This is a genomic window from Mesorhizobium sp. M7A.F.Ca.US.007.01.2.1 (assembly GCF_003998165.1).
In the GTDB taxonomy this organism is placed as follows: domain Bacteria; phylum Pseudomonadota; class Alphaproteobacteria; order Rhizobiales; family Rhizobiaceae; genus Mesorhizobium; species Mesorhizobium ciceri.
The window spans coordinates 14,301-32,616 of the sequence record NZ_RZQP01000057.1 but is presented as its reverse complement, the minus strand read 5'-3'; the positions used below and the strand labels follow the sequence as shown (position 1 = coordinate 32,616).

General features: G+C 64.1%; 17 protein-coding genes. 7 read left to right on the top strand and 10 right to left on the bottom strand.

Features of this window, described 5'->3' with window-relative positions; translation table 11 throughout:
* Positions 1 to 168: 168 nt before the first annotated feature.
* The 3 genes from EN949_RS13300 (at position 169) to EN949_RS13290 (ending at position 2,579) form a co-directional block, all read left to right on the top strand.
* The gene (locus tag EN949_RS13300) at positions 169 to 966 is read left to right on the top strand and encodes an N-formylglutamate amidohydrolase (RefSeq protein WP_024502956.1); all 798 of its coding nucleotides are present in this window, start codon (positions 169 to 171) and stop codon (positions 964 to 966) included.
* Positions 967 to 977: 11 nt separating this feature from the next.
* Positions 978 to 1,286 (top strand): DUF1244 domain-containing protein, encoded by a 309-nt coding sequence (locus tag EN949_RS13295; RefSeq protein ID WP_013529201.1) that lies wholly within the window; start codon positions 978 to 980, stop codon positions 1,284 to 1,286.
* 117 nt (positions 1,287 to 1,403) lie between these two features.
* Entirely contained in the window at positions 1,404 to 2,579 is a 1,176-nt protein-coding gene (locus tag EN949_RS13290) for an MFS transporter (RefSeq protein ID WP_127371326.1), read from the top strand.
* Here EN949_RS13290 and EN949_RS13285 read toward each other — a convergent pair.
* The gene (locus EN949_RS13285) at positions 2,543 to 3,451 is read right to left on the bottom strand and encodes a LysR family transcriptional regulator (protein WP_127366521.1); all 909 of its coding nucleotides are present in this window, start codon (positions 3,449 to 3,451) and stop codon (positions 2,543 to 2,545) included. The genes EN949_RS13290 and EN949_RS13285 overlap by 37 nt on opposite strands.
* 114 nt (positions 3,452 to 3,565) lie before the next feature.
* Between EN949_RS13285 and EN949_RS13280 the strand changes: the two genes are divergently transcribed.
* Together EN949_RS13280 and EN949_RS13275 are read left to right on the top strand one after the other, a co-directional pair.
* A complete protein-coding gene (locus EN949_RS13280; RefSeq protein WP_127366520.1) occupies positions 3,566 to 3,775 on the top strand; it encodes a DUF680 domain-containing protein in 210 nt (69 codons plus the stop codon).
* Positions 3,776 to 3,888: 113 nt separating this feature from the next.
* Positions 3,889 to 4,848, top strand: a complete 960-nt coding sequence (locus tag EN949_RS13275; protein WP_127366519.1) for an SDR family oxidoreductase — start codon at positions 3,889 to 3,891, stop codon at positions 4,846 to 4,848.
* 57 nt (positions 4,849 to 4,905) lie between these two features.
* Here the strand turns inward: EN949_RS13275 and EN949_RS13270 are convergent, their stop codons facing one another.
* The 6 genes from EN949_RS13270 to EN949_RS13245 form a co-directional block, all read right to left on the bottom strand.
* The gene (locus EN949_RS13270) at positions 4,906 to 5,064 is read right to left on the bottom strand and encodes a DUF3309 family protein (RefSeq protein WP_013529196.1); all 159 of its coding nucleotides are present in this window, start codon (positions 5,062 to 5,064) and stop codon (positions 4,906 to 4,908) included.
* Positions 5,065 to 5,157: 93 nt separating this feature from the next.
* On the bottom strand, positions 5,158 to 8,331 hold the full coding sequence (locus EN949_RS13265; RefSeq protein ID WP_127366518.1) for an efflux RND transporter permease subunit: 3,174 nt from the start codon (positions 8,329 to 8,331) through the stop codon (positions 5,158 to 5,160).
* 80 nt (positions 8,332 to 8,411) lie between these two features.
* On the bottom strand, positions 8,412 to 9,587 hold the full coding sequence (locus EN949_RS13260) for an efflux RND transporter periplasmic adaptor subunit (protein ID WP_082827499.1): 1,176 nt from the start codon (positions 9,585 to 9,587) through the stop codon (positions 8,412 to 8,414).
* 155 nt (positions 9,588 to 9,742) lie between these two features.
* On the bottom strand, positions 9,743 to 10,351 hold the full coding sequence (locus EN949_RS13255; RefSeq protein WP_127370980.1) for a hypothetical protein: 609 nt from the start codon (positions 10,349 to 10,351) through the stop codon (positions 9,743 to 9,745).
* Positions 10,348 to 12,621 carry a xanthine dehydrogenase family protein molybdopterin-binding subunit gene (locus tag EN949_RS13250; protein WP_127370979.1) on the bottom strand — a complete coding sequence of 758 codons (2,274 nt, stop codon included), beginning with the start codon at positions 12,619 to 12,621 and terminating at the stop codon, positions 10,348 to 10,350. Before EN949_RS13250 ends, EN949_RS13255 begins: the two co-directional genes overlap by 4 nt.
* A gap of 2 nt (positions 12,622 to 12,623) precedes the next feature.
* Entirely contained in the window at positions 12,624 to 13,085 is a 462-nt protein-coding gene (locus tag EN949_RS13245) for a (2Fe-2S)-binding protein (RefSeq protein ID WP_013529191.1), read from the bottom strand.
* 123 nt (positions 13,086 to 13,208) lie between these two features.
* Between EN949_RS13245 and EN949_RS13240 the strand changes: the two genes are divergently transcribed.
* A complete protein-coding gene (locus tag EN949_RS13240; RefSeq protein ID WP_127367461.1) occupies positions 13,209 to 13,805 on the top strand; it encodes a TetR/AcrR family transcriptional regulator in 597 nt (198 codons plus the stop codon).
* Between the two features lie 33 nt (positions 13,806 to 13,838).
* Here EN949_RS13240 and EN949_RS13235 read toward each other — a convergent pair whose 3' ends face one another.
* The 3 genes from EN949_RS13235 to EN949_RS13225 form a co-directional block, all read right to left on the bottom strand.
* The gene (locus EN949_RS13235) at positions 13,839 to 14,969 is read right to left on the bottom strand and encodes a patatin-like phospholipase family protein (RefSeq protein WP_013529189.1); all 1,131 of its coding nucleotides are present in this window, start codon (positions 14,967 to 14,969) and stop codon (positions 13,839 to 13,841) included.
* Positions 14,970 to 15,018: 49 nt separating this feature from the next.
* Positions 15,019 to 15,810, bottom strand: coding sequence for a 3-hydroxybutyrate dehydrogenase (locus EN949_RS13230; RefSeq protein ID WP_164754827.1), 792 nt, complete (start codon positions 15,808 to 15,810; stop codon positions 15,019 to 15,021).
* A gap of 178 nt (positions 15,811 to 15,988) precedes the next feature.
* Positions 15,989 to 17,077: a citrate synthase/methylcitrate synthase gene (locus EN949_RS13225; RefSeq protein WP_127366297.1), complete on the bottom strand. Its 1,089-nt coding sequence runs from the start codon at positions 17,075 to 17,077 to the stop codon at positions 15,989 to 15,991.
* A gap of 92 nt (positions 17,078 to 17,169) precedes the next feature.
* Here EN949_RS13225 and EN949_RS13220 point away from each other — a divergent pair, with 92 nt between their 5' ends.
* Complete coding sequence (locus EN949_RS13220) at positions 17,170 to 18,309, top strand: citrate synthase (protein WP_127366298.1); 1,140 nt, start codon at positions 17,170 to 17,172, stop codon at positions 18,307 to 18,309.
* The last annotated feature ends 7 nt before the right edge of the window (positions 18,310 to 18,316 follow it).

Genomic DNA, 18,316 nt, shown 5'->3' with positions numbered 1-18,316 from the left:
GTTTTGCCCAATTCCAATCGATTTAGAAAGGCTCCGGCGCACAATTCGCCGACTTGTGCCAGATTTCCCGGGAAACCTTGGCCAAACAACGGCATTGCGCAAGCGTCGTCTTCGTGGAATGACGATAGCATCCTCCCCGGAAGCCAGCGAACAGACCATTTCCCGCCAATGACCCGATCCACAGTTTTCGCGCCTTTCGACATCATCGAGGGCGACCGCAAGCGAGGCATCGTGCTGTTGGGCGATCATGCCCGTCGCGACCTGCCCGACGACTATGGCAGCCTCGGCCTGCCCTCAGCGGAGTTCGACCGCCACATCGCCTATGACATCGGCGTCGAGGGCGTGACGCGCGAACTGGCTGCCCTGCTCGGCGTGCCGGCGGTGCTCGCCAATTTTTCGCGGCTGCTGATCGATCCCAATCGCGGCGAAGACGACCCGACGCTCATTCGCCAGCTTTATGACGGCACTGTCGTACCTGGGAACTACCCCATCGCTGCCGAGGAGCGCGAGAGGCGGCTCGACGGGTTCTACCGGCCCTATCACGACGCCGTCAGCGCCATGATCGCCTCGGTCGCACAGGCTTCCGCCCAGGCGCCCTTCATCTTCTCGGTGCATTCCTTCACCCCGGCCATGCAAGGAATCCAGCGTCCTTGGCACGTCGGCATCCTGTGGGACCTCGACGACCGCGTGGCGCGGCCGTTGATAGACATGCTGGCGCAGGACAGGAACCTCGTCGTCGGCGACAACGAACCCTATGACGGCGCGCTGCGCGGCGACACCATGTACAAGCACGCCATCGTCAACGGCTTCGCCCATGCGCTGATCGAGATCCGACAGGATTTGATATCGGACCAGAAGGGCGCGCTCGCCTGGGCCGAACGGCTGGCGCCGATCGTTGACGCCATCGACCGCCGTCCCGATATACATGTGGTGAAGATGTTCGGCTCGCGCACCGGGCCGCTATGACGGAGGTTTCGATGACCGAACTCAGCGACGAGCAGCAACGCGATTTCGAGGCGGCCGCCTTCCGCCGGCTGGTCGAGCATCTGCGCGAACGCAACGACGTGCAGAACATCGACCTGATGAACCTCGCCGGCTTCTGCCGCAACTGCCTGTCGAACTGGTATCGCGAGGCAGCCAATGCCGAGGGCGTCGATCTCACCAAGGATCAGTCGCGCGAGATCGTCTACGGCATGCCCTATGCGCAATGGCAGGCGCTCAACCAGACCGAGGCCTCCGACGCCAAGAAGGCCGAATTCGAGGCAAGGCGCCCCAAGGACCATTAAGGCCGGCGATCACTCAAGGCTGTGTTTGGCTCAAAAAATGCTTCCCGAAAGAGCCTTGACTGAAAATTGAATCGATCTAATTTGCCGCGCGAAGCCATTTCTTGCGGGATTCGCCTCATGAACGCGTCAACTGCCAAGCTGACTGCCATTCGCGGACGATGGGCGCTCGCGGCCATTTTCCTCGCCAACGGCTTCCTGACGGGCAGCTGGGCGCCGCAGATTCCGGTGTTCCTGACCCGGCTGGAGATTTCGAAGTTCACGCTCGGTCTGCTGATTCTCTTGTTTGGGGTCGGCGCCGTCGTCGCGATGACCTGGTGTGGCCATTTGATCTCCAGACATGGTTCGCGCACCGTACTGCGTTGGTTCGCCCTGTGCGGCAGCCTCGGTCTCATGGTCGTGGCGCTGGCGCCCGACGTACCCTTGGCGGCCGCGGCCATGATCATCTTCGGCGGCTCGATCGGTGGCATGGACGTTGCGATGAATGCCAACGCCGTGGTGGTCGAACGGCGGCTCTCCCGCGCCGTCATGTCGTCTTCGCACGGCTTCTGGAGTCTCGGCGGTTTTGCCGGTGGCGGCCTCGGCGGTTTTGCCATCCAGCATTACGGCCACCTCGTCCACGCGGCGGCAGTAACGGCGTTTGCCTTCGCGGTGATCGCGGTGGCCGTTCGCTATCTCCTCGCCGAAGACAGACCGCAGGCGGCCGAGCACCACAAATTCGCACTGCCGGCAAACCCGCTGGTTTATCTGATTGGGCTGATGGCGTTACTGGCGATGATCTCCGAGGGCGCGGTGCTCGACTGGGCAGCCCTGTATCTGCGCCAGGAGCTCGGCGCCGATCTCGCCGTCGCCGGCCTCGCCTACGCCGGATTTTCAGGCGTCATGGCGGTTACGCGGTTCTTCGGCGACGGCATACGCAATCGCTTCGGCGCGGTGACGACGCTACGCGCGTCGGCCCTCGTAGCCGCGGTCGGCATGCTGGTGGCTGGCCTGGCGCCCTCGCCCTGGCTCGCCATTGCAGCCTTTGCCTTTTGCGGCTTCGGCATCGCCAATATGGTGCCGATCATCTTTTCGGCCGGCGGCAACCAGGAAGGCATGTCTTCCGGCACCGGCATGAGCGTGGTCACGACGATCGGATACTGCGGCATACTGGTGGCGCCGTCGGCGATCGGCTTCGTTGCCGAGCATTCCAGCTTCGGCCCGATCTTCATCACCATGTCGGGACTGCTGATCATCGTGTTGCTGATGGCCGGGCTCGCTCACCGCGCCGAATTCGCGCCAGCACCCGCCGAATAGCGTTTCAGCTCCTCGTGAAGGAAATCCACCACACGGCGGATGCGCACGCTGGTACGCACGTCGCGATGCATCGCCAGCCACACCGGCAGAACTGGCAGCGGCAGGTCAGGCAGCACCTTCTCAATCAAAGGATCCCTGTCGGCCAGCGGCTCCTGGCCAAGACCAATGCCGTTTCCCGCCCGCACCGCTTCCCACAAAACAATCTGGTTGTCGGCCCTGAAGCGGAAGCTGCTCCGGGTGACGGGGATGCCGTGCCGGGTAAAATCCCTGATGATCTCGTCGCCGCGGTCGAAGCCGACCAGATCGTGGTCGACAAGATCGGCAGGCTTCAGCGGACGGCCGCGCCTGTCGAGATAGGATTTGGCCGCGCAGGCGCAGAGCTCGATGTCGCAGACCTTGCGTGCCATCAGCTCGTTCTGCGCCGGCTTGACCATGCGGATGGCGATGTCGGCATCTCGACGCAGCAGGTTCTCAACCTGATTGGAAGCGACGATCTCGACCTCGATGCCGGGCTCCTCGATCCCCAGCCGCATCGTCATCTCAGGCAGGACATAAGCCGCCACGACCTCGCTGGCGGCGATACGCACCGTGCCTTCGATAGCCTCAACCGAACCCAGTGCCAGGAGTGAGAAGGCGCTTGCCTGCTCGCTGACCGCCTTGCCGCGTTCGAACAGCGTGCTGCCGGCCTCCGTCAGTTCGTAGCCGTGCCGTCCTCGACGGAACAGCGTGACGCCCAGCGCCTGTTCCAACTCGCCGATGTGACGGCCAAGCGTCGGCTGGCTGGCCGAAAGCTTTCGCGCGGCAGCCGACAGGCTGCCGGATTCCGCCACGGTGACAAAGCTCTTGATCAGGTTCCAGTCGATTTCTGCCATTCATTTATGAATATCATAACGCCACCTTTAGTCAATTTCCATTCGTATTCGAAGCGACCATATTCCAGCTGCAGACACCAACACGGACTGCAAACACCAACCAGGAGAACTCAGATGACCAAGATCGCTCTCACCACCGCCGCCACCCTCATTTCCGTCAGCGCCGCTTTTGCCGGCAGCGACAAGTTTGGTTCGAACGACGCCAGCCAGCCGGCCGCCACCAGCACCGACGACACGGCCACCGCTTCGATTCACAACCCCGATGCGGCCATCCGGAAGCCGGTCACACAGGGCAGCAACCGCGATCTCTTCGGCAGCCGCTGATCCCGATCGCGCTTGTCGCTGATCCCGATCGCGCCTGTCGCTGATCCCAATCGCGCTTGCCGCTGATCTCGATCGCCCGACCGACCACTAAATCCCAACCAGGAGTGCTTCCAATGACCAAGATCGCAATTCTCGGTGCCGGTGGCCGGCTCGGCCGCGTGGTCGCCAAGGCCTTCATCGACGCGGGCTACGAGGTCCGCGCCGTCACCCGCAACGGCAAGGTGCCGGCCGAACTCAAAGGCGCCACGGCCGTTGCCGGCGACGCTCTCGACCGCGAGGCCCTCATCCGTGCCACGCAAGGTGTCGATATCGTCTTCAACGGCCTCAACCCGATCTACACCGACTGGTGCAAGTGCCTGCCGATGGCGCAGAATGTCATGGCCGCCTGCCATGCGAACGGCGCACTGCATCTCTTCCCCGGCACCGTTTACAATTACGGCTCGCCGATGCCGGCGGTGATATCGGAAGACACACCCTTCCACCCGACCACGCAAAAGGGCCGCATCCGCTGCGCCATGGAGGAGTTGTTTCGTCGCGAGGCCGACGCGAGCCGCGTCCGCACCATTCTTCTGCGGGCCGGCGATTTCTTCGGCGGCACCGGCAGCGGATCATGGTTCGACCTGATCGTTGCCGCCAAGATCAACAAAGGTATCTACACCGCGCCTGGCCCGGTCGAGCTCGTGCATGAATGGGCCTATCTGCCTGACTTCGCTGTGGGTTTCGTCGCGCTGGCGCGCAATCTGGACAAGCTCGGCTTCTATGAAGCGCTGAACTTTCCGGGCCACGCGGTCACCGATCTGCAGATCAAGGCCGCTGCCGAGAAGGCTATTGGTCGTCCGCTCAAGATGACTTCGATGCCCTGGTGGGTGCTGCGCGCTGGCAGCCCGTTCGTGGCGATGTGGCGCGAGATCGTCTCCATGTCCTACCTGCGCTTCGAGCCGCATCAGCTGGCTTCGATACGGCTGGAAGGCATCGTCGGCGAGATCCCGCACACGCCGTTGGATCAGGCGGTTGCTGAAGCTCTTGGCGATATCGGCATTGCCACCGTGGATGGCGTTGCGAAAGCTGCCTGACTCCCGCGATCACGGGCGCCGCCCCTCTGCACACTGAACAATCCACGAGAGGGCGCCTCAGAGCCGTCCCATCAACAGCAACACCATGAGCACCACCAGCACGACGCCGACAATACCCGACGGCCCATAACCCCAGGAGCGCGAATGCGGCCAGGCCGGCACCGCGCCGATGAGGACAAGGATCAGGACGATGATGACGATGGTGGTGATCGGCATGAGAAGCCCTCGCTTCGACGTTTCGCTCAGAGACAATGCAGAGGCCGCCCGGTTGTTCCGGGCGGCCTCTGCCGGTCAAATCGGCGATGGGGTCTATTCGGCGGCTTTCGGAAAGGCGATTTCCGGTTCGTCGCCTGCTTCCTGGCCAAGCCTGTCGGTCGGCGAAACCGTTCCCTTGCCGCGCCGGAACAGCCGGCGGAAAAACGCATAGAAGCGGCTGTTCTTGCTGCGCGTGAAAATCATCAGCATCGACGGCGTCACCACCAGCGTCAGCAAGGTGGCGAAGGACAGGCCGAAGACGATCGCCGAGGACAGCGAAATCCACCATTGCGTCGACGGCGCGTTGATCGTCGTCTCGTGATGGAAGATTTCCAGCCCAAGGCCGAAGGCGATCGGCAACACGCCGAGGATCGCCGACACGGCCGTCAGCACCACCGGCCGGGCGCGCTCGCGGCAGGTCTGCAGCACCGCGTCCATCTTGTCCCAGCCTTCTTCGCGCAGCCGGTCATAGGTGTCGATCAGCACGATGTTGTTGTTCACCACCACGCCGGCCAGAGCGATGACGCCAATGCCCGACATGACGATGCCGAAGGTCTCGCCTGTGATCAGCAGCCCCAGGAACACGCCAACCGTCGCCATGACCACGCAGGACAGCACCATCAGCACGCTGGTGAATTTGTTGAACTGCATCAGCAGCACCAGGAAGATCAGGAAGATCGCCGCCCCGAAGGCCTTGCCAAGGAAGGCGCTGGCCTCGGCGCTGTCTTCGTTCGAGCCGGCCAGCTTCCAACGTATGCCGCTGCCGAGATCCATCCCGGAGACAGCCTTGGTGACCTCCGCCTGCACGGCCGCGACCTGGGCGCCTGCGGCAACGTTTGCCTGGACGACCACCGTGCGCGCGCCGTCGATACGGTTGAGGATACCAACCGTCGGCTCCGGCTTGCGCACGACGAAATTCGAGATCGGCACCGAGCCTTGCGAGGTCTGCACCCTGAGCTCGTCGAGCGTCGACAGCGTGCGCCGGTCTTCCGGCAGACGCAGCCTGATGTCGACGGCGTCGTCGGCGCCGGCAGGCCGGTATTCCGAAAGCTTCAGCCCGTTGGTCACCAGTTGCACCACTGTGCCGACAGCGGTTGGGCTGATGCCATATTGCGCTGCCTTGGCACGGTCGACCTCGAGCGCCCAGTCGACGCCGGGCGGCGGGAGGCCGTCGGAAATGTCGATGACGCCAGGCACCTTGCCGATGCGTGCCGCAACCGCGCGCGCTTTGTCGTCGAGCCCCTTGGGGTCGACGGCCGAAAGCCTGATCTGGATCGGCTTGCCGGTCGGCGGACCGGCCTCCGGCACGCGCACCTCGACATCGACGCCGGGAATGCCGGCCATGACGCCGCGCAAATCGTTCAGGATCTGGTTCGCCGACTTGCGCTCGCGCCAATCTATGAATTCGTACTGGATGACGCCGACGACGTCTTCAGGGACATCCTGGCCGCCGCCTTGTGTCTTGCCGACGCGGGTGTAGACCGACTTGATGCCGGGCCAGCCGAGCATCCTGTTTTCGGCAATCTTGGTCGCCGTATCCATTTCGGCCAGCGAAAGGTTGCCGCGCGCGTGCACGTAGAGCAGGCCGTAGTCGGGCTCGACACTGGGGAAGAATTCGACACCGGCGCCATATTTCGAATAGGCAAAGCCGACGCCGAACAGCAGAGCGACCGTCAGCAAAACCACCGTAATCGGAAACCGCACCGCCTGCTTGACGATCGCCATGTACCAGCCGTCGCGATTGTCATCCTCATGATGCTCCGGCGCCTTGGCGAAGATCGCCCCCAGCGTCGGCGCGAACACCAGCGCATAGAGCATCGAGGCCGATAGCGTGACGATCAGGGTGATCGGCATGTACTTCATGAAGTCGCCGATGATGCCCGGCCAGAACAGCAGTGGCGAGAAGGCGGCTATGCGCGTCATCGTCGCGGCAATGACCGGACCGGCCATGCGCTTGGCGGCCAATGCGAAGGCTTCCGCCTTCGGCATGCCTTCGCTCATCCGCCGTTCGGCGAACTCGGTGACGATGATGGCATCGTCGACCAGCATGCCGACAGCCAGGATCAGGCTGAACAGCACGATCATGTTGATCGTGTAGCCCATCATCGCCAGCAGCAGGATGCCGATCAGGAAAGACGACGGAATGGCCAGGCCGATCAGCAGCGAGGCACGACCCGACAGCGCGTAGAGGATGACGATGAACACCAGGATGACGGCGATCATGACGTGGTTCTGCAGATCGCCGAGCAACTGGTTGACGAAGACCGACTTGTCCTGGGTGTAGGTGACGTTCATGCCTTGCGGCATCGTCTTGACGTAGGCGTCGGACACCTCCCTCACCTTGGCGAGCGTGTCGATCAGATTGGCGCCGATGCGCTTCTTGACTTCGATGGCGATGGCCGGCTTGCCGTTGAGGCGCGTAATCGTCGTGGCATCGGCGAAGGTCGAGCGGATCGTCGCGATGTCCTTGGCCTGCACCACGGCATTGGGGCCGGCGACCACGGGCAAGGCCGCCACGTCCTCGGGCGTCTCGATCAGTGACGGCACCTTGACGGCGTATTTGCCTTCCGAGCCTTCGATATTGCCGGCGGCGACCAGACTGTTGGAGGCCCCGACAGCGCCGATCAGCTGATCGAGTTGCAACCCGTAGGACGACAGTTTCATCGGATCGATGACGACTTCGACAAGATCGTCTCGCGAACCCTGCAACGAGCCCTCCAGGACGCCTGGCACTTCCTCGATACGGTCGCGCAGTTCGCGCGCGGCGGCGGTCAGCACGCGTTCGGGCAATTCGCCCGACAGGGTGACGACGAGGACGGGGAATTCGGAGATGTTGACTTCGGTAACGACCGGCTCTTCGGCCGCCTGCGGCAGGTCGGCCTTGCCGTCCTGGACCTTGGAGCGCGTGTCCTGCAAGGCCGTCGCCAGATTTGTCTGCGGCTGGAACTCGACCAGCACATAGCCGCCGCCCTGGAAGGCGGCCGAGCGCATTTCCTTGAGGCCTTTCAGGCTCTTCAGCTTGCTTTCCATCGGCCGCAGCAGAAGGCGCTCCGAATCCTCCGGCGAAATGCCCTGATAGATCAGGCTGATATACATCATCGGAATCGGAACGTCGGGCTCGGCTTCCTTCGGCGTCGACTGATAGGCGACCCAGCCGGCGAGCAGCAGGAAGACCAGCACCGAGATGGTCAGGCGGGCATTGTTGATTGCGAGTCTGACGATATCCATGGCTAACGCCTGTTCTTGAATTTCACGAGCTGCGTCGCAGCCAAGTGTCCCCGCCCGGGGTCTGTCCGCCGTATCCCATGCTACTGCGTGCCGGCGGTCGCTTCGCCCAGCAGTTTCTGGATGGTTGCCTGGTCGGCTTCGACCGGCTTGACCTCATCGCCTTCCTTCACCAGTTCCTGGCCGGCAACGATGATGCGCGCATCGGCAGGGATGCCGCCAAGCACCAGGCCGGTCGGCGTGTCGTCGACGAGGTCGATGGGGAAGAACGCAACCTTGTTGTCCTTGCCGACGGCACGGATGCCGAGGTCGCCCTTGTCGCCGAGCGTCACCACCGAGCGCGGCAGCAGCACCGCATCGGTCGGCAACGCGCTGAGTGCGATTTCCGCCGTCATGCCGGCCGGCACGGAGCCGTCGGCATTGGGGACGGCAACCTCGACGCGGAAGGTGCGGGTCGCCGAAGAGGCGTCGCGGCTGATGTAGCGCACGGTGCCTTCGACAGTCTGGCCGCTGACCAGCCGTATGGTGGCCTTGTCCCCGAGTTTCAGGTAGCCGAGATCGCGCTCGCTGACTTCGCCGCGGGCAATCACCGGATCGAGCTTGAGGATGGTTGCCACCTCGCCGCCCTGCATGATGGAACTGCCAAGTTCCACCGGCACCCGGTCGATAACGCCGTCGAAGGGCGCCTTCACCTCGTTGCGGTCGAGTTCGGCCTGTGCCGTTTCCAGTTGCGACTGCGCCGAGGTCAGGTTCGAGCGCGCGGTGTCGAGCTGCAGCTTCGGCAGATTGCCGGTCTTCATCAGCCGCAAGGCTGCGTCCAACTCGGCCTGGCGCTGCACCACCAACTGCTTGGCGTTGTCGACCATCGAGATCTTTTCTTCCGCTGCAAGCATCAGCACCAGATCCCCGGTCTTGACGTGATCGCCTTGCTTGACAGGCAGCTTGTCGATGACACCGGCGACGCGCGTCGCCAGCACCGCCCGCTTGTCGGCTTCGGTCAGCCCGGAAATGCGGATGGCGCGTGCATAGGTCTTGCGTGGCGGCGTCACCACCGCAACGGTGCGCAGCGGTGCCTTCGGCTCGGCTTCAGCCGTCTTCGGCTTGGCCGCGTCCGGCGCCTTGGCCTGTTCGGCTTCGGCTGCCTTGGCTTTGTTGGCGGCTACGCTGCCGACCGACGAAAACTCGCCTGTCGCCATCCACGCCGCGAAACCAATGAGCACAACAATGGCTGCAAGCTTGTGAAACCTGATTCTCGGCATCGTCGTTGTTTCCCACTGCGGGTTCGGCCAGCGTCCTCATAACGCGGGCGCGTCGCCGATATGGGTGCGCGCCAAGCCGTGTTCAATTTGCCGTGATCGGCGAAGCGCGCTTCTACATCAAAGTTGCACCGCAATATAGTCTGAAAGTTGCAAGATCATTGCCCCGGCGGACAAGATGCGCCCGCCGCGGCCCAGTCTTCGATCGCTTGATAGGTCGCTTCGGCAGAGCCCGGAGCCGGTTCACGATCCGGCCCCGGCGCCCAGCCCCAGGCGACCAATCTGTCGTCGCGAACATGCAGCGCGATGTCCTTCAAGCTGCGGTTGCCATTGCGCAGGGGATCCTTGATCTGGGCGCAGATTTCGGCCGAGGATTTGCCGAACCAGGCCATCTCGGCCGGCGCCAGATGCCAGTTCTCGGCCCCGGGCGGCCCGTGCAATGCCTTGGAATTGCTAGAGAAATGGCAAGTCGTGCAGCGCAGGCCCGGATTGCCGAAGCCCGACCCGTCAGCACCGCGCTGGACATTGAAGGCGTGAACGCGCGTACCGCGATAGTGCGCACCCGACCATCGCGGCCGGTCGTCCGCGACATGACAGTCGGCGCAGCGCGGATGCGAGAACACCGCATAGACCTTGTCCCATTCGGACAGGCCTTTCGCCACGTCGACGGTCGCCGGCGCGGGCGTCTGGCTCTCTTGCGCAATCGCAAACGGCGCTGCGAGCACGAGCATGGCAGCAGGCGTCAGCATGATGAGGAGCTTCTTCATGCGAAGGCCACCGTTTTCGACAGCGGCAGCGTGCGGATGCGCTTTCCGGTGAGCGCGAAGATGGCGTTGGCGAGTGCTGGAGCCGCCGGCGGTGTGCCGATCTCGCCGACGCCGCCCATCTTGTGGAAATTTTCCAGGATGGCTACTTCGAAGACCGGGCACTGGAATATCCGCATGGCATCGAAATCGTGGAAGTTCGACTGTTCGACCATGCCGTCGGCGAAGGTGATTTCCTGACCCATCGCCGCCGAAAGGCCGTAGATGGCGGCGGAAATCAACTGCGCCTCGATGATGCCGGGATCGAGCGCGGTGCCGACATCGGCGGCGATCCACACCTTCTCGATGCGGATGCCGGCCGGCGTGTCCGCCACCTGAACGATCTCGCCGACCCAACTGCCGAAGGACAGCGTGAAGGCCATGCCCTTGGCCTTGCCGGCGGGCAGCGCCTCGCCCCATTTCGCCATCGCGGCGACTTTCTCGACCACCTTCACCGCCGAGGGATAGGCGGCCATCAGTCTCTTGCGCATCTCGACCGGATCGATTTTTCCGGCGACCGCGATCTCGTCCATGAAGCCCTCATGGAAGAACCCGTTGACCGAACTGCCGACCGAACGCCAGGAGCCGACAGGGATGGAGACCGGCGCCGCGATACCCCTGACCCGGTAATTCGGGATGGTGTAGGGTTGATCATAGGCGCCGTCGACAATGGTCTTGTCGGGACCGAGCGGCGATACCGAGGGGAACAGCCGGCGCAGCGTACCGGCAATCACCGATGGCGAGGCCATCTTCATGTCGACCGCGATCGGCATGCCATCGTCACCGAGCCGCGCCTGGAACTTGCCTATTGCGGCCGGTCGGTAGGCGTCGTGGCGCATGTCTTCTTCACGCGTCCAGGTCACCTTGATCGGGCGTCCGCCCGTCTCCTTCGCCATCAGCGCGGCACACAGCGCGTAGTCCATCTCGACGCGCCGGCCGAAACCGCCGCCCATGAAGGTGGTGTGCACATTGATCTTGTCCTGCTCGATGCCGACCGCGTTGGCGCAAAGCTGCCGCACCAGGGTCGGCGCCTGGTTGCCGCACCAGATGTCGAGCGCACCGTCCCTGAACTGTGCCGTGGCGTTCATCGGCTCCATCGTCGCATGCGCCAGATAGGGCACGGCATAGTCTGCCTCGATGATGCTTTCGCGCGGCGCGTCGGCAAAGGCGGTTTCGACATCGCCATTGTCGCGCATCGCCGACCCCTTGGTGGCAAGCGCCTGCTTCAGCACATCTGAAATGGCGGCGCTGCTGAGCGGATATTCAGGATCGGACCACTGGGCGTCGATCGCCTCGGCCGCCTTGAATGCTGCCCATGTATTATTCGCGATGATACCGAAGCCATGGCCGTAATTCGTCTCGAGCGGCACGATCTTGATCACCCCAGGCATTTTCTCGGCTTTGGAGAGGTCCGCCTTGACCGGCTTCGACCAGAAGCGCGGGCTCATCTTGACCGTGCCGTAGACCATCTCCGGCAGCCGGACATCGATGCCGAAGATCGGCGCCCCGGTGAGCTTTGCCAGCATGTCGATGCGCTTCTGCGGCTTTCCCAGCAGCTTCCAGTCGGCCCGGTCCTTGAGCCTGACTTCGGCCGGCGGCGCCATCGCGGCGGCAGCCGCGGCGACCGCGCCGTAGGTCAGCGATTTGCCCGACGCCTTGTGCAGGATCGAACCGTCGGCCGTTTCCAGATCGGCCGCCGCGACACCCAGTTTTTGCGCTGCCGCTGCGACCAGCATCTGCCGGGCAGCGGCACCCGCTTGCCGCATCTTGTCAAAACCGTCGCGTGTCGAAGCCGAACCGCCGGTGCCCTGCAGGGCAAGGAATTTGCCGACCACACCGAGACCGGAACGCACCGCCTGCGCGGTCATGCTTTCATCGAAGAAGGCGAACGGACCGCCCTCCTCGAGGATCGCGGCGTTGTAGTAGGCATGGGATGCCGGTCCATGCTCGACCATGACCCGGTCGAGCCCGACGTCGAGTTCCTCTGCGACCATGGCCGCAAGGGTCGTCGAGATGCCTTGCCCCATCTCGGCGCGCGGCGCGACGATGGTGATGGTGTTGTCGGCGCCGATTTTCACATAAGGGTTGAACGTCGCCTCGCCCTTGCCAAGCTCGGCCTCGAGCGGGTTCGGGAACGGCTTGCGATAGTAGTAGTAGCCGACGGCAACGCCGCCCGCGACAGCGGCAGCGCCGATCAGAAACGTGCGGCGGGCGATCTTTCCGACACTGGCCATGGTCAGAGCCCCGCCGTCTTGAGCGCCGCGGCCTTTTTGATGGCCGAGCGGATTTTGGGATAGGTGCCGCAGCGGCAGAGATTGCCGCCCATGGCGTTGTCGATGTCGGCATCGCTCGGGTCGGCGACTTCATCGAGCAGCGCCACCGCGCTCATGATCTGGCCGGCCTGGCAGTAGCCGCATTGCGCGACCTGTTCCTCCAGCCATGCCTGCTGCACCGGATGCAGTCCGCCTGCCGTGCCGATGCCTTCAATAGTCGTGACAGCGCCGCTGACCTGCCCAACCGGGAGTGAGCAGGAACGCACCGGCTGACCGTCGACATGCACAGTGCAGGCGCCGCAGGCGGCGATGCCGCAGCCAAACTTTGGCCCGGTCTTGCCAATGAGATCACGCAGTGCCCACAGCAGCGGCATGTCCGGATCGGCGTCGATATCGAATGACTGACCGTCGACGGTGAGGCGCATGGGGATACCCTTTGTTGTCGTCCACTGCCAAGGGCGAAGCGGCCTCCCGGCCGTTTCGCTCCGATACAGATTGACAAATTTCGTCATTTTGTCAATTAGGATTTTGCAGGATAGAATTGCTCGATGAACCAGATCGAAGACACCGCCACCGCCGATCCCAAACGCGCCCGTATTCTGGATGGCGCGATGAAGGTGTTTTTGGCCTATGGCTTCTCGCGCACCACCATGGACGACATCGCCCGTGCCGCCGACATGTCGCGCCCGGCGCTCTATCTCCTGTTCAAGAACAAGACCGACATTTTCCGCGCCATCGCCATGATGATCCTGTCGCGCTCGGTCGAGGCGGCAAGATTTGCCCTAGCCGGCGATGGCCCTTTCACCGAGCGCATGATGCGAGCCATCGATGAGGCCTTTATCTCGATGATGAGCGCGGTCGTTGCCTCGCCGCACGGCGCCGAATTGCTGGACATGAAATCGAGCCTTGGCGATCTGGTGGGCTGCTGGCGCGGCGGGCTTGGCCAACACATCGGCGCCGCGATAGAGGGCGAGGCAGCCAGGAACGGCGTCGATCTGGCGGCCAGGGGCCTGTCGGCGCAACTGCTTGCCGACATGCTGCTCGACGGGCTGGAAGGCATGAAGGCGCGGATCAGAGATCCGGAGGGGCAGCGGCAGGCAGCCGCTGCCCTGATCAGGGTGATCGACCTGACCTTGAAAGCATGATTGCGGACCAATCGATGCACATCGATTGGTCGCTCAGGCGCGCCGGCGCTCCGCCTCCGGGTTCTTGCGCGCCGCAAGAAATTCCTTGACCCGCCGGCCGGGTGCCGGACCGCGCACCGGCTTGTAGCCGTCATCCAGTTCGCCGGAGAGATCGAGCGTCGGTCGCTTGCCGACGGCGTCGTAATTCTCTTCCAGCCAGTCGCTGGCGGCGGTGCGGCCGAGATCTCTGAGATAGGTCAGGAACGCCCATTCGGCATTGACCTTCGAGGACGCCGACAGGTCCTTGAACGCCTCGTCGGCATCGATGCGGTGCATGCGGATGTCGCGATACTCGCCATGCGGCAGACGGCCGGCGGCGATCAGCTCCTTGACGAAGGCAATCGAGCGGAATTCGCGCAGCAGCCCGGCGTTGAAGGTGATCTCGTCGATGCGGTTCTGGATCTCGTTGGCGCTTCTTGGTGTTCCCTCGCGCACCACCGGATTGATCTGCACCAGAAGCACGTCCTCGGTCGCAGCCGTCTTGAAGAACGGATAAAGCGCCGGATTGCCGCCATAGCCGCCATCCCAATAGGGCACGCCCTTGATCTCGACGGCGCGGAACAATTGCGGCAGGCAGGCCGAGGCCATCACCGTATCGAGGTCGATCTCGCCGTCGGAAAAGACGCGCAACTGTCCGGTCTCGACATTGGTCGCCGAGATGAACAGTTCCATCGACTTGCAGGCGCGGACGTTCTCGAAATCGATCTCCTGCTGCACCACGTCGCGCAGCGGATTGAGGCCGAGTGGGTTGGCGACATAGGGCGAGAACACCCGCGACATGGTGTCGAAGAAGAGATAGCCGGGCGTGTTCTCGATCGACCAGTTGCCCCAGGCGACGTCCCACGGCATGCGCTGCACCGGGCTGAACCGCCCCTTGGCCGCCACCGCGCGCCAGAAATCGTCAAGTTTTTGCCGCGCGCCTTCGACACCGCCGCGCACATATCCGTCGGCCAGCGCCACCGCGTTCATAGCGCCGGCGCTGGTGCCGGACACTGCTGATATCTCCAGCCGTCCGTCCTCCAGCAGCCGGTCGAGCACACCCCAGGAAAAGGCCCCGTGTGAGCCGCCGCCCTGAAGCGCTACGTTGATCTTCTTCGTCTCCTCCGCCTTGCCGTTCTTGGTCATGGCGTCGTCCTTGATCTGTCCCTTTGGGTGGATAAGAGAGTTTTGCGCCTCACGCGGCGGTCCAGCCGCCGTCGACCGAGAGATGCGTGCCGTTGACCTGCGCTGCCGTGTCCGAGCACAGGAACACCGCCGCTGCCGCGATCTGCTCCACCGTAACGAATTCCTTGGTCGGCTGCTTGTCCAGCATGACCTCACGGATGACGGTCTTGCGGTCCATCTGATGGGCTTTCATCTGGTCGGGAATCTGCGCCTCGACCAGCGGCGTCAGCACATAGCCGGGGCAGATGGCGTTGCAGGTGATTTTTTCGCGCGCCAGTTCGAGCGCAACGGTTTTGGTCAATCCCATGATGCCGTGCTTGGCCGAGACATAGGCCGATTTGAACGGCGACGCGACCAGGCCATGCGCCGAGGCGATGTTGACGATCCGGCCGCCGCCGGCCTTTTTCATCAGCGGGATGGCGGCCGCGATGGTGTGGAACGCCGACGACAGGTTGATGGCAATGATGGCGTCCCATTTCTCGATCGGGAACTCTTCCACCGGCGCGACATGCTGGATGCCTGCATTGTTGACGAGAATATCGACCGAACCGAATGTCTCGGCCGCCTTGGCGATCAGCGCCCGGCATTCGGCCGGCTTCGACATGTCGGCCTTGATATAGGCCGTCTTCACCTTGTGCTGTCTGGCGATCGCGTCAGCGATGGCGTGGTCGGCAGCCGTGTCGGAGAAGGAGTTGACGACGACGTTATGGCCTTCGGCCGCCAGCGCCTGGGCGATGGCCAGGCCAATGCCCGATGTGGAGCCGGTGATGACTGCGGTTTTTCTGGCGGCCAAGGTCGAAATCCTCTGGTTGCGGCAAGAGCGATCTTATGTTGCAGTGCAGCATATATGCTCAATGCGACGCAATAACAGCGGCCAGAATTTTTCGACGAGATGAAATTTTCGTCATGAGCGGCCACACGGCCGCTCACCAGGAGGATCCTGATCGGATCGGTGTCGCTCGCCAGGCGCCGAAAGAACCTCAGGCGACCAGGTCCGGCACCGGCCCGATATAGCGCGACTGCGGTCGGATCAGCCGTCCAGTCGTCTGCTGTTCACGCGCATGCGCGATCCAGCCGGCCACGCGCCCGGCGGCAAAGACATTGCTGAAAGCTTGCGGCGGAAAGCCCGCCGCTTGCAGCACCAGCGCGGTGTAGAACTCGACATTGGTCTGCAGCGAACGCTGCGGCTTGGCGATCCTAAGCACCTCGAGCGCCGTTTGCTCGACGGTCTCCGCAAAGGCCAGCCGGCGACCGGTTTCGCCCTCGCCGCCGAGTTGCCGCACGACGGCCTTCAGCACATCGGCGCGCGGATCGCGCACACGGTAGATGCGATGGCCGAACCCCATGATGCGCCTGCCCTGCGCGATCTCGTTGCGCAGCCAGCCGGCGGCATCGCCATGCGCCTGGATCGCATCCAGCATCTCGATGACGGGGCCAGGCGCGCCACCATGCAGCGGCCCTTTGAGCGCGCCAAGCCCGGCCAGCACAGAGGATGTCAGGCCGGCCTGCGTGGAGGCGACCACGCGCGTCGCAAAGGTCGATGCGTTGAGGCCGTGGTCGCAGACGGTCACCAGATAGGTGTCGAGCGCTTTTGTGAGCGCCGGCGAGGCGACGCGGCCGCCCAGCATCCTCAGCATGTCGGCGGCATGATCGGTGCGGCTGTCCGGCGCGATCGGCGCCTCGCCGCGCCGCAGGCGCAGCAGCGCCGGCGTCAGCACGGCGGGCGCCGCGATCAGCAGCAAGGCGTCGGTCAAGGTCTCGCCATCCGGCAGCTGCGCCATGCCGGCGCGCATGGCGCTGTAGACATCGAGCGGCGCCAGCGAAGGCAGCGAGGGCAAGAGCCGTTCGAACACGTCCGCACGCGCCTGTCCCAGCGTCCGCGTCAGTTGCGCATCATCGGGAAGGTCGTTGAAGAAGCCGTCGAGCAGCAGCCGCATCACCTGCGCATAGTTCCAGCGGCCGGCCAACTCCGGCAGCGAATGACCTCGGATCGTCAGACGGCCGCCAAGACCATCCACATCGGAAAGCACGGTTTCCGCCGCCACCACATCATCGAGCCCATTCGCCATAGCCTGTCTCCTTGAAGCATTTCCGGATCGGAGATAGAGATGGGCAACGTTTCCATCAATCTTGATCAATAGAATCAATATCAGGGCTCGATATGTCCGAGTGGTTGTCCCGGGAAGAGGCGCTGGAGAGACTCAAGGTGCGGGCGCAGACGCTGTACGCCTATGTCAGCCGTGGGCGCATCGGCATGCGGCCCGACCGCGCCGATCCGCGCCGCAGCCAGTACCGCGCCGACGATATCGCCGCACTGGCGACCCGCCGGGCGCGCGGCCGCAGCCCGTCAGTCATCGCCGAAAGCGCCATCGCCTGGGGCGAGCCCTCGATCGTAACGGCGATTTCGACCGTCTCGCGCGGTCGGCTTATCTATCGCGGGCAGGACGCCGCAGTGCTCTCCGGGCACGCCACACTGGAAGAAGCCGCCGCCGTTCTGTGGGCTCTGCCGAAACCGGTGGCTTTCGAAGCAGCGTCGCCGGACGCACCCCATCAAGCTGGCCGAGCCTCGGCCTTTGCGCAACTTGCCGTGCTTGCTGGCCAGGGGCGCCCGTCGCTCGGGCGCAGCGCCGCCTCGCTGCATGCCGATGCCGCGCACGCGGTCGGCGTGCTGGCCGCCGCGCTGGGCGCACCGGCGGGGTCAAATCCCGTCCATCAGCGGCTTGCGCAGGACTGGTCGGTGGATGCCGGCCGCGCCGATGCGATCCGCCGTGCGCTTGTCCTGCTTGCCGATCATGAACTGAATGCGTCGACCTTCGCCGCGCGCGTCGCAGCCTCGACCGGCGCGCCGCTGGCCGCTTGCCTGCTGGCAGGGCTCGCGACGCTGTCAGGCCCGCGCCATGGCGGCGCCGGCGAGGCGGTGATGCAACTGGCGGAGGATGCGGCGCGGCATGGCGCCGATGCGACGATCCGGCGCTGGCTCAGCCATGACCGGCCGCTGCCGGGGTTCGGTCATCAGCTCTATCCTGACGGCGACCCCCGCGGGGCGGCGCTGCTGTCGGTGATCGAGGTTGACGGCACACTATCGTCGCTGCGCGACGCTGCCTTTGCGGCGACCGGCGCGCTTCCCAACATCGACTTTGGGCTGGCCGCGCTGACGCGCAGCCTAGGCTTGCCGCGCGATGCACCGTTCCGCCTGTTCGCGCTCGCACGCAGCGTCGGCTGGGCCGCGCACACGGTCGAACAGATAACAAGCGGAAGTGTCATCCGGCCGCGCGGCCGCTATGAGGGCGTGCTGGTGTAAGGTCGCA